This is a genomic window from Streptomyces sp. PU-14G, from assembly GCF_041028275.1.
GTDB lineage: Bacteria > Actinomycetota > Actinomycetes > Streptomycetales > Streptomycetaceae > Streptomyces.
In genome coordinates this window covers 1-11792 of the sequence record NZ_JASKYT010000213.1, presented here as the reverse complement: position 1 = coordinate 11792, position 11792 = coordinate 1, and the positions used below count along the sequence as shown (strand labels likewise).

At 72.0% G+C, this 11792-nt stretch carries 8 protein-coding genes; 2 read left to right on the top strand and 6 right to left on the bottom strand.

All coding sequences use genetic code 11. The features are described 5' to 3' along the window. Nucleotides 1-71: 71 nt before the first annotated feature. From AB8Z75_RS22620 to AB8Z75_RS22600, 5 genes are all read right to left on the bottom strand, one after another. Nucleotides 72-2276 carry a putative bifunctional diguanylate cyclase/phosphodiesterase gene (locus AB8Z75_RS22620; protein WP_369204825.1) on the bottom strand — a complete coding sequence of 735 codons (2205 nt, stop codon included), beginning with the start codon at nucleotides 2274-2276 and terminating at the stop codon, nucleotides 72-74. 293 nt (nucleotides 2277-2569) lie between these two features. Continuing rightward, nucleotides 2570-4777 (bottom strand): NAD-dependent DNA ligase LigA, encoded by a 2208-nt coding sequence (gene ligA / locus AB8Z75_RS22615; RefSeq protein ID WP_369204823.1) that lies wholly within the window; start codon nucleotides 4775-4777, stop codon nucleotides 2570-2572. Nucleotides 4778-4791: 14 nt separating this feature from the next. Further along, a complete protein-coding gene (locus tag AB8Z75_RS22610) occupies nucleotides 4792-5838 on the bottom strand; it encodes a methionine synthase (protein ID WP_369204821.1) in 1047 nt (348 codons plus the stop codon). Nucleotides 5839-5842: 4 nt separating this feature from the next. Continuing rightward, entirely contained in the window at nucleotides 5843-6532 is a 690-nt protein-coding gene (locus AB8Z75_RS22605; RefSeq protein ID WP_369204819.1) for an SDR family oxidoreductase, read from the bottom strand. Between the two features lie 64 nt (nucleotides 6533-6596). Continuing rightward, nucleotides 6597-7637, bottom strand: a complete 1041-nt coding sequence (locus AB8Z75_RS22600; RefSeq protein ID WP_369204817.1) for a rod shape-determining protein — start codon at nucleotides 7635-7637, stop codon at nucleotides 6597-6599. 530 nt (nucleotides 7638-8167) lie between these two features. On the opposite strand from AB8Z75_RS22600, the gene AB8Z75_RS22595 reads away from it, so the two are divergent. Both AB8Z75_RS22595 and AB8Z75_RS22590 read left to right on the top strand, forming a co-directional pair. After that, entirely contained in the window at nucleotides 8168-9679 is a 1512-nt protein-coding gene (locus AB8Z75_RS22595) for a methyltransferase domain-containing protein (RefSeq protein ID WP_369204829.1), read from the top strand. Nucleotides 9680-9799: 120 nt separating this feature from the next. Continuing rightward, entirely contained in the window at nucleotides 9800-10324 is a 525-nt protein-coding gene (locus tag AB8Z75_RS22590) for a TIGR00730 family Rossman fold protein (protein ID WP_369204827.1), read from the top strand. A gap of 94 nt (nucleotides 10325-10418) precedes the next feature. Here AB8Z75_RS22590 and mnmA read toward each other — a convergent pair whose 3' ends face one another. Beyond that, complete coding sequence (mnmA, locus tag AB8Z75_RS22585; RefSeq protein WP_369204815.1) at nucleotides 10419-11561, bottom strand: tRNA 2-thiouridine(34) synthase MnmA; 1143 nt, start codon at nucleotides 11559-11561, stop codon at nucleotides 10419-10421. Nucleotides 11562-11792 lie beyond the last annotated feature (231 nt).

The following is an 11792-nucleotide window of genomic DNA, read 5'->3' as shown; positions in this document are numbered from 1 at the left end:
CTCCCCCGGTCCACCGCGCCCGTTCCCGGTGGACCGACCCCCGCGACCTGGCCTTGGTGACCTGGGCTTGCTCACGGAGTGTGCGCGGGGGGCGGGGCGGCGGGAAGGGCCCGGTTCACCGAGACCTCGCGCGCACGCAGCCACGCGGTGGTCTCCCCGGGCGGCATCGCCGCGGCCACCAGCCACCCCTGGACGGCATCGCACCCCAGGTCGCGCAGCCGCTCCCACGTCTCGTCGTCCTCCACCCCCTCGGCGACGACGAGGAGACCGAGGGAATGAGCGAGGTCGACGGTGCAGCGCACGATCTCGGCGTCCTCGGTGTCGACGGCGAGCCGCGCCACGAAAGAACGGTCGATCTTGAGTTCGCTGACCGGCAGCCGCCGCAGGTGCACCAGCGAGGAGTACCCGGTCCCGAAGTCGTCGAGGGACATCTTCACCCCGTGCCCGGTCAGCCCCGCCAACGTGTCCGCGGCCTGCTGCGGGTCCTCCAGCAGGACGTGCTCGGTGATCTCCAACTGGAGCGCACCGGGCGGCACACCGTGCCGGGCGAGCCGCGCGGCGACGGCCCCGGCGAACCCGGGCGAGTGGACGTCGCGCGGCGAGACGTTGACGGCGACGGGCACCGTCAGCCCGCCGGCGCGCCAGAGCGCGACCTGGGCGAGCGCGGTTTCCAGCACGTACTCCGTCAGCCGCGGCATCAGCCCGGACGTCTCGGCGATGGCGATGAACTCGTCCGGAGGGACGCGTCCCCGCTCGGGGTGGACCCATCGCACCAGCGCCTCAAGCCCTGAGACGGTGCCGTCGAACCCGACCTTGGGCTGGTAGTGGAGTTCGACCTCGCCGGCGTCCAGCGCGCGGCGCAGGTCCGCGAGGAGGCCGAGGCGGTCGGGCGTGTTGCCGTCGCGGGTGGCCTCGTAGACCTCGACGGCGGTGCGGTCGCGTTTGGCCTCGTACATGGCGACGTCGGCGCGGCGCAGCAGGCCCTCGGCTTCGGTGGCGTGGTCGGGGTAGACGGCGACGCCCGCGCTGGCCTCCAGCACCAGCGTCAGCCCGTCCAGATCGAGCGGGGAGCCGAGCGCGGAGACCAGGCCGCGGGCGATGCGCTGGGCGCTGGTGGTGGAGTCGGCGACGGGCAGCAGCACGGCGAACTCGTCGCCGCCGAGGCGGGCGGCCTCGGCGCCGCGCGGCAGCGCGGCGCGCAGCCGCTCGGCGATCTGGAGCAGCAGCCGGTCGCCGGCCAGGTGGCCGAGGGTGTCGTTGACGGACCGGAAGCGGTCGAGGTCGATGAGGACGAGCGCGGACCGCGACGAGGTGCGTTCGGCCTCGTCGAGCGCCGCCCAGGCGCGCTCCAGCAGCCACAGCCGGTTGGGCAGCCCGGTGAGCGGGTCGCGCAGTTGCTCCTCGGCGCGGGCGCGGGCGATGCGCAGAGTGGAGTCGATGGCGATCAACGGCACCGCGAACAGCGGCAGGGTGAGGGGTTTGTGGGAGGCGACGACGGCGATGAGCGGGGCGATGCCCAGCAGGGCGACGCCCACGAGGCCTTGCCGTATCAGCGCGGTGCGCAGCGTGGAGGGCAGCCCGCGGGTGCGGGGAGCGAAGCAGAACCACTGCAGCCCGCGGGTGACCAGGAGGTAGAGGGCGGCGGCGAGCGGTATCTCCGCGACCGCGGCCAGGCTCCACGCGTCCGGCCGCCACGGCTGCTCGACCGAGGGGTGCACCGCGCACAGCGCGAGGGCCAGGCTGGCGACGCCGATGCCGAGGAGGTCGATGGCGCCGTGCACGAGGGCCTGACGCCATTTGTGCCGGCGCGCGGCACCGACGAGGACGACGACGGCGAGGCTGACCAGCAGCGCCGGCACCCAGCCGTGCAGCAGGAGGATCGCCAGCGTCAGCGCGGGCCCCGACCCGGTGCCGCCCCACCAGCGGTCGCGGCTCATGGTGACCAGGTGGGCGACCACGCATCCGGTGAGGACCGCGAACGACCATCCGGCGGTGCCGCCGGGGAAGAGGGCGTGGCCTTCCCACAGGACGCGGGCGACGCCCCCGGTCAGCGCCAGCGCGGCGGCGACGACGACCAGCACGGGCAGTGCGGGCGGGCGGGCGGCAAGCAGCCGCAGGAGCCGCGGGGCTTCCTCGCTCCGCGCCCCGCCGGCCACTCCGCCGCCGGCCGATCCGCCGCCAGGGCCCCCCTCGGCGTTGTGTCCTGCCCCGCCCCGGGTGCCGTCCGAGGGCAGGCGGGAGAACGGGGGCCCCGAGCCCCCGGAGAAATCCAGCATCCTGGTCCCTCTCGCAGCCGTCCACGCCTGCCCCTCGCCACGACAGGCGTCTATGTCAACAGTAGGCCGCTGCCTGGGAAGAGGGGCAGCGATCGGCCGCTGTTGCCTCAATGCGTTCGCGGCCGGTGCGCCCAACTGCCGGGCGTGGTACGGCGCCTGTGGGCCCGGGGCCTGTGCCCCGGGCACGAAAGGGGCGAGGCACAGGTGGCTGAATGTGGCCCGTGCGCGAGTGGCGAACTCGCCGGGCGCCACGCTGGATCGCCCCGGACTCGCCCCTGGTGACCGCCCTCGCGTCAGTCGCCCGCTGCCTCTTCCTCCCCGGGGGCCACGGCTGCCTCGCGGGCGGCGTCCGGCCCCTCCGCCAACAGGACGGCGAAGCCGTCATCGTCCAGAATCGGCACCTTCGCCTGGATGGCCTTGTCATATTTCGAGCCAGGATTCTCGCCGGCCACCACGAAATCGGTCTTCTTCGAGACCGACCCCGTCACCTTGGCGCCCTGGTTCTGCAGGGCCTCCTTAGCACCGTCCCGGGTGTGGGAGGCGAGGGTGCCGGTGACGACGACCGTCAGGCCCGCCAGCGGGCGCGGCCCCTCCTCGCCGCTGGATTCCTCCTCCATCCGCACTCCGGCCACACGCCACCGCTCGACGATCTCGCGGTGCCAGTCCTCGGCGAACCACGCCTTGAGCGAGGCGGCGATCGTCGGCCCGACGCCCTCGGTGGCGGCCAGCTCCTCCTCGTCGGCTGCGGCGATCCGCTCCAGGGAGCGGAACTCGCGGGCCAGCGCCTCGGCGGCGACAGGCCCGACGTGGCGGATGGACAGCCCGGTGATGATCCGGGCGAGCGGGCGGTCCTTGGCGGCCTTGATGTTCTCCAGCATCGCCAGGGTGTTCTTGCGCGGCTCGCCCTGCTTGTTGGCGAAGAGCGTGACCGTCTTGTCCTCGCCCGTCTCCGGGTCCCGCTTGGGGATGCCGGTGTCCTGGTCGACGACGTAGGCGACGATGGGCAGCAGATCCTCCACCGTCAGGTCGAACAGCCCGCCCTCGTCCCGCAGCGGCGGCTGCTTCGGCTCCAGCGGCTGCGTCAGCGCGCTGGCGACCACGTAGCCGAAGTGCTCGATGTCCAGGCACTTGCGGCCCGCCAGGTAGAACAGCCGCTCCCGCAACTGGGCCGGGCAGGAGCGGGCGTTGGGGCAGCGCAGATCGACGTCGCCCTCCTTCATGGGCTGGAGCGCCGAGCCGCACTCGGGGCACGCGGCGGGCATCACGAACTCCCGCTCGCTCCCGTCGCGCAGGTCGGCGACCGGGCCGAGGATCTCGGGGATCACGTCGCCCGCCTTGCGCAGCACCACCGTGTCGCCGATCAACACGCCCTTGGCCTTGACGACGTCCTGGTTGTGCAGGGTGGCGAACTCGACCTCGGATCCTGCGACGGTGACCGGCTCGACCACCGCGTACGGCGTCACCCGCCCGGTGCGGCCCACGCCCACGCGGATGTCCACCAGCTCGGTGTTGACCTCCTCCGGCGCGTACTTCCAGGCGATGGCCCAGCGGGGGGCGCGCGAGGTGGCGCCCAGGCGGCCCTGGAGGCGGATCTCGTCCAGCTTGACGACGACGCCGTCGATCTCGTGCTCCACCGAGTGGCGGTGCTCGCCGTAGTAGGAGATGAACTCGCGGACGCCGGCCAGGCCTTCCACCACCTTCGCGTGCGGGGAGGTGGGCAGGCCCCACGCGCGCAGCAGGTCGTAGGCGGCGGAGAGGCGGGTGAAGTCCTCCTTGGCGGAGCCCTCCAGGGCACCGATGCCGTGCACCACCATGTGCAGCGGGCGCGTGGCCGTCACCCGCGGGTCCTTCTGGCGCAGCGAGCCGGCCGCCGCGTTGCGCGGGTTGGCGAACGGCTTCTCGCCCGCCGCCACCAGCCGCGCGTTCAGCTCCTCGAAGCGCTCCATGGGGAAGAAGACCTCGCCGCGCACCTCGACGAGATCCGGCAGCCGCTCGCCGGTCAGCCGCTCGGGGATGTCCGCGATGGTGCGGATGTTGGGCGTGATGTCCTCACCGGTGCGGCCGTCGCCCCGGGTGGCGGCGCGGGTCAGCCTGCCGTGCTCATAGGTGAGGTTCACCGCGAGGCCGTCGATCTTGAGCTCGCACAGGAAGTGGTACGCCACGCCCTCCAGCTCGCGGGCCACGCGGTCGGCCCACTCGCCCAGCTCCTCGTCGTCGAAGGCGTTGTCCAGCGAGAGCATGCGCTCGCGGTGGGCGACCTCCGTGAACTCCGTCTCGTAGTGCCCGGAGACCTTCTGCGTCGGGGAGTCGGGCGTGCGCAGGGAGGGGCACTCCTCCTCCAGCGCCTCCAGCTCGCGCAGCAGCCGGTCGAACTCGGCGTCGCTGACGACCGGCGCGTCCTTGACGTAGTACCGGAAGCGGTGCTCCTCGATCTGCTCCGCGAGGCTCTTGTGCTTCTCCCGCGCTTCGGCGGGGGCCGTCACGTCCTCTTCGCCAGCCACCGTTGGTCCTCCCGTCACTGAGGGTTGTCAGCGAGTGATCGTGCCGCCCGGGCGCAGTGGGCGAGCGCCTGGCGGGCGTACGCCGGCGAGGCTCCCGCGAGCCCGCACGTGGGGGTGACCACGACGGATTCGGCGAGCAGGCTCGGAGACAGCCCGAGCCTGCGCCACAGCGACCTGACACCCCCGACGCTACCGGCAGGGTCTGACAATGCCCGCCCGTCGCCCTCGGTGGCAGGTACGACACCCGCGAACAGGGTCACGCCGCCCTCGACGGCCTCCCCGATGACCTCGTCGTCACGCTCGGTGAGGAGCGAGAAGTCGAGCGAGATACCGTCCGCGCCGGCCCGGCGCAGCAGCGCGACCGGCACCCCGGCGGCGCAGGAGTGCACGACCGTCGGCCCGTCGTGCACCGCGAGCAGCTCGCGGAGGGTGGACTCGACCACCGCCCGGTCCACCGCTGGATGGGTGCGGTACCCGCTGGCCGTGCGGACATCGCCCCTCAGCACGGCCGTGAGCCAGGGCTCGTCGAGCTGGAGCACCGGGACGGCGCCCGGCACCCGGCGGCGTACATCCTCGAGGTGCGCCGCCAGCCCCTCGGCCAGCGAGCCCGCCAGGTCGCGGACCGCGCCGGGATCGCCCAGCATCGCCTCGCCGTTGCGCCGCTCGACGCCCGCCGCCAGCGTCCAGGGGCCGACGACGGAGACCTTGAGGCCGCGCGGCAGCTCCGGCCCGCCCAGGCCCTGGGTGAACTCCTCGATCGCGTCCAGGTCCTCCCCCAGCCAGGCGCGGGCGCGGCGGGTGTCGCGCCCGGGCCGGTCGCTGATCCGCCAGCCGCTGGGCTCCAGGTGCACGTACATCTCGGCCAGCAGGCCCGTGGTGCGGCCCAGCATGTCGGCCCCGGGGCCGCGCGCGGGCAGCTCCGGGAGGTGGGGCAGGTGCTCAGGCGCCTCGAAGGACCCGGTGACGGCTTTGGCCGCCTCCCGCGCGTCGGTGCCGGGCATGGACCCGATGCCGGTCGCCGCCGCGGGGCCCCAGAGGGTTGCCGGCTGCGTGTCGTTCATCGCGTCAGCCACCGGGCTTGACGCTCAGGTCGGTGACCTCGGCGCCGCGCGGCAGGTCCAGGGCCGTCAGGATGGTGGTGGCCACCGCCTCGGCGGGGATCCACTTGGCGGGGTCGTACTCCTTGCCCTCCTGGCGGTGCACCTTCTCCTGCATCGGCGTGGCCGTACGCCCCGGGTAGACGGAGGTGACCCGCACCCCGTTGCCCGCCTCCTCGCCGCGCACCGCGTCGGCGAGCGCCTTGAGGCCGTGCTTGCTGGCGGAGTAGGCGGCCCACTCGGGGTTCGTCCGCAGCCCCGCGCCGGAGTTGACGTAGACGACGTGGCCGCGTGCGCGCCGCAGCTGCGGCAGCAGCAGCCGGGTCAGTTCGGCCGGCGCGACGAGGTTGGCGGCCAGCGTGGCGTTCCACAGCTTGGGGCCGAAGTCGCCGACGGTGCCGAGTTCGACGACGCCGGCGACGTGCAGCAGCGAGTCGACGTCCTCGGGGAGGGTCTGGTGCTCGAACGCCCAGGAGAGCCGTTCTGGATCGGCCAGGTCGCCCACCAGCGTGTGCGCGCCGTCGAATTCCCGGGCGAGCTCCTTGGCCCGCCCGGCGTCCCGGGCCAGCAGGTAGAGGGTGTCACCGCGCTCCAGCAGCCTGCGCGCCACCGCGGCGCCGATACCGGACCCGGCCCCTGTGATCACATGTGTTGCCATGCCCCCATGATCCCGCACCGGGGGCGGCGCTCCTGGCCCGGGAGGCGGCGCGGCCCCGCGCGGGTCACGCCGCGAAGATCGACTCCAGTTTGTCGTACTCCTCCAGGCACCTGCCCGTTCCCAGGGCGACGCAGCCGAGCGGCTCGTCGGCCACGGTCACCGGCATGCCGGTCTCCGCCGCCAGCCGCTGGTCGAAGCCGTGCAGGAGCGCCCCGCCGCCGGTGAGGACGACGCCGCGCTCCATGATGTCGCCGTACAGCTCGGGCGGGCACTCCTCGAACGCCGCCTGGACGGCCTCCACGATGGAGCGGACCGGGCGTTCGACGGCCGCGGCGATCTCCTCGGGCGCCAGGTGGATGACCTTGGGCATGCCCGTGCCCTTGTCCCGGCCGCGTACGGGCACGAAGTCGGCGCTGCCGTACGCCATCTTGATCTCCTCGGCGGTGCGCTCGCCCACGGCGATCGCGAACTCCCGCTCGATGTAGGAGGCGATGGCCGCGTCCAGCGCGTCGCCCGCCACCCGCGCCGAGCGGGAGACGACCATCCCGCCCAGCGAGATGATGGCGATCTCCGTGCTGCCGCCGCCGATGTCGACGACCATCGAACCGCGCGCCTCGTGCACGGGCAGCCCGGCGCCGATCGCCGCCGCTATGGGCTCCTCGATCAGCCGTACCGAGCGGGCGCCGGCCCGGCTGGCGGTCTGCAGGACGGCCCGCCGCTCGACACCGGTCACGCCGCTGGGCACGCAGACCACCACCCGCGGCGACCTGCCGCGCCCGCCACGGCCCTGCGAGTCGCGGGCGGCGCGGATGAAGTGCCGCAGCATCCCCTCGGTGGCCTCGAAGTCGGTGATCACCCCGCCCTTGAGGGGGCGGGTCGCGGTGATCGAGCCGGGGGTGCGGCCGACCGCCTGCCGCGCCTGGGCGCCGACGGCCAGCACCTTCCCGGTGTACGTGTCGATCGCCACCACGGACGGCTCGTCCAGGACGACGCCGCGACCGCGCTCGAAAACCAGGGTGTTGGCCGTGCCGAGGTCTATGCCGATGTCGCGGCCGCGGAACCCCGAAGAGCCTGCGGAGGGAGCTGACTGGGTGCGCTTAGCCATGTGTACTCGCCATGTCGGGTGCGGTGTTGTACGAGTCCCGCCGTGTCTGTGCGGTGTCGTACGGGATCGTGCCGCGTAGTACGCGTAGTTGCCACATTGTGGTGCTGCCAGCCGCAGCATACCCAAGTGTCCTGTTTGCTGAGGCGGGTGGGGCCCCTGGGCCGGGCAGAAATCTGGAAACGGAAAGACGCTGGTCGGAGCGCGTTTTTTGGCTAATCACACGCGTGTTCCTTCGAGTTGGTGGCATAGATCCCCGGCCGGTGGATAGCTATGCACCGGAGACCACGCGCGGTTCACCGAGCCCAAGTACTGGTGTGTCCTCGGCGACCGCGCCTTGGGCCACCGTCTCTTCTACTGGAGGTTTCGTCATTTCCGCGCGACCGGCTCAGGAATTCGGAGACAACCCCGTAGAGGTCCGGGAAACCGGGCACTACACCGAGGAATACGTGCCCAGCTTCGTCGAGAAGTGGGACTCGCTCATAGACTGGGAGAAACGAGCGGAGAGCGAGGGAAATTTCTTCATCGACCTGCTGCGCAAGCGCGGGGTCAAAAGCGTTCTGGACGTCGCAACCGGCACCGGATTCCATTCCGTCCGGCTGCTGGAGGCCGGGTTCGAAGCGGTGAGCGCGGACGGCAGCGCCGATATGCTCGCGATGGCGTTCGAGAACGGAATGAAGAACGGCGACCACATTCTGCGGGTCGTCCAGGCCGACTGGCGCTGGCTCAACCGGGACGTTCACGGTGAGTACGACGCCATCGTGTGCCTCGGGAACTCCTTCACGCATCTCTTCTCGGAGCGGGACCGGCGCAAGGCGCTGGCCGAGTTCTACGCGATGTTGAAGCACGACGGAATCCTCATCCTGGACCAGCGCAACTATGACGCGATCCTGGACCGCGGCTATTCCAGCAAGCACACGTACTACTACTGCGGCGAAGACGTCGCGGTGGAGCCCGAGTACATGGACGAGGGCCTGTGCCGCATGCGGTACCGATTCCCCGACAAATCCGTGTACCACCTCAACATGTTCCCGCTCCGCAAGGACTACACGCGGCGCCTCATGTCCGATGTCGGATTCCAACGCATCGAGACCTACGGCGACTTCCAGCACACCTACAGGGACGAACAACCCGACTTCTTCGTGCACGTGGCGGAGAAGGAATACCGAATGGAGGATCAAGAGGAAGGGCCGTACGGGGGCGCCGTGAGTACGGCGCGGAGTTACTACAACTCCCCCGACGCGGACGCTTTCTATTCTTCCGTGTGGGGCGGCGAGGACATTCACGTCGGCGTGTACGCGCACCCTGCCGAGCCCATCGCGGACGCCAGCCGCCGCACCGTCGAGCGGATGGCGTCGGGGCTGGGCCTGACCAAGGGCTCCCGCGTCCTCGACCTCGGCTCCGGCTTCGGCGGTTCGGCCCGCTACCTGGCCGAGACGTTCGGCTGCTCGGTCCAGGCCCTCAACCTCAGCGAGGTGGAGAACGAACGCCACCGGCAGTTGAACGCCGCCCGCGGTCTCACCGGCCGCATCGAGGTCGTCGACGGCTCGTTCGAGAGCGTGCCGTTCCCCGACTCCAGCGTGGACGTGGTCTGGTCCCAGGACGCGTTCCTGCACAGCGGGAACCGCCTGCGCGTGCTGGAGGAGATACGGCGGGTGCTCAAGCCGGGCGGCCGGCTCGTCTTCACCGACCCGATGGCCGCCGACGGCACCGACCTGAGCGCGATCGAGCCCATTCTGGACCGCATCCACCTCGACGACATGGGCTCGCCCGGCTTCTACGCCCGCGAGCTGACCCGGCTCGGCTTCGTCCCGACCCAGCACGAGGACTCGGCGGACGGGTTCGAGGACCTGCGCACCCAGTTGGTCACCCACTACGGGCGCGTGCTGGAGGAGACCGAGCGGCAGGAGGCCGAGGGGCTCGGAGCCAAGGTCAGCTCCGACTACCTCACCCAGATGAAGAAGGGCCTCACCCACTGGGTCGAGGGCGGCGAGCGGCGCCGCCTCACCTGGGGCATCTTCCGCTTCACCCTCTCCGAGGGCTGAGGCGCCCCGGGAAGGCTGAGGCACGGCGCGCTGTCCGAGCCGCGGTACCGCGGCTCGGACAGCGGTTCTAGGCTGGAGGCCATGACCTCCTCCGCGCCCTCGACCGCCGCGCCCTCGCCCATGAACATCTGCGTCTTCTGCTCGGCCGCCGAGCTGGACAGCGTCTACACCGACGCGGCCCGCGAGTTCGCCTCGCTGCTCGGCAAGCGGGGCCACAGCCTCGTGTGGGGCGGCTCGGACTCCGGCCTGATGAAGGTCGTGGCCGACGGCGTCCAGGAGGCGGGCGGCCGGCTCATCGGCATCTCGGTGGAGTTCCTGCGCGACGTGGCGCGCCCCGGCGCCGACGAGATGGTCGTCACCGAGGACCTCGCCGCGCGCAAGGCGCTCATGCTCGACCGCGCCGACGCCGTCGTCGTCATGGTGGGCGGCACCGGCACGCTGGACGAGGCGACCGAGATCCTGGAGCTGCGCAAGCACGGCATGCACACCAAGCCGGTCGTCTTCTTGAACACCGCCGGCTTCTACGACGGCCTGCGGCAGCAGATGGCCCGCATGGAGGCCGAGGGCTTCCTCCCGATCCCGCTGAGCGACCTGGTCACCTTCGCCGATGACGGCCTCCAGGCGCTTCAGCTCCTCGGGGCCTGAGTCAGTCCCCTCGGTTCCGAGCAGTCCCTGAGTCAGTCCCCTCGGTTCCGAGCAGTCTCAGCCTCCTGGGCGGTCCGCAGCGCCTGCGGACGGCTCATGCCGCCGGGACGGCCCGCCGGGTGCGCTCGATCGTCGCGGAGCCGACCACCCGGGTGCCGTCGTACAGCACGATCGCCTGGCCCGGCGCCACGCCGCGCTCGGGCGAGGAGAAGCGGACCCGCAGCTCACCGTCCACGAACTCCGCCTCGACGGGCGTCTCGGCGCCGTGCGCGCGCAGCTGCGCGGTGTACGCCCGGGGCCCGTCGGCGGGAGGCTCGCCGCACCAGCGGGGGCGCACCGCGGTCAGCTCGGCGATGTCGAGCGAGGCGGCCGGGCCGACCGTGACCGAGTTGTCTACGGGTGAGATGTCCAGCACGTACCGCGGCTTGCCGTCCGGGGCCGGGTGGCCCAGGCGCAGCCCCTTGCGCTGGCCGATGGTGAAGCCGTACGCCCCCTCGTGGGTGCCCAGCTTGGCTCCGGACTCGTCGACGATGTCGCCCTCGGCCGTGCCGAGCCGGGAGGCGAGGAAGCCCTGGGTGTCGCCGTCGGCGATGAAGCAGATGTCGTGGCTGTCCGGCTTCTTGGCGACGGCCAGTCCGCGCCGCTCGGCCTCCGCGCGGATCTCGTCTTTGGTGGTGAGGGTGTCGCCCAGGGGGAACAGGGCGTGGGCGAGCTGCCGCTCGTCCAGCACGCCGAGCACGTAGCTCTGGTCCTTGGCGGCGTCACTCGCACGGTGCAGTTCGCGGCGGCCGTCCTCGTGCGTCACCACGGTGGCGTAGTGGCCCGTACACACCGCGTCGAACCCCAGTGCGAGCGCCTTGTCCAGTAGCGCGGCGAACTTGATCTTCTCGTTGCAGCGCAGGCAGGGATTGGGCGTGCGGCCCGCCTCGTACTCCGCGACGAAGTCCTCGACCACGTCCTCACGGAAGCGCTCGGCCAGGTCCCATACGTAGAAGGGGATGCCGATCACGTCGGCGGCACGGCGCGCGTCGTTGGAGTCCTCCACGGTGCAGCAGCCGCGCGCCCCCGTACGGAACGACTTAGGGTTGGCGGACAGAGCCAGATGCACGCCCGTGACCTCGTGTCCGGCCTCGGCGGCGCGGGCCGCCGCGACAGCGGAGTCGACACCACCGGACATCGCGGCCAGCACACGCAGCGGGCGCGCGGAGGCTGTCCCCCGCGAGGATGCAATAGTCATAGCGCCCTCCAGGGTAGACGGAACCACCCGGTGGCCCGAACGCGTTGGGGAGCACATGGGACAGGCGGCTGATGACGGACGAGAACCCGGTGCCGGGCAGGGGCCCGACGCCGGGAGCGCCCCCGCGGGCGGCGGCTCGGACGGTGGGGCTAACGGCGGGGTGGACGGGGTCCCACCGGACATCGCGGCCAGCACACGCAGCGGGCGCGCGGAGGCTGTCCCCCGCGAGGA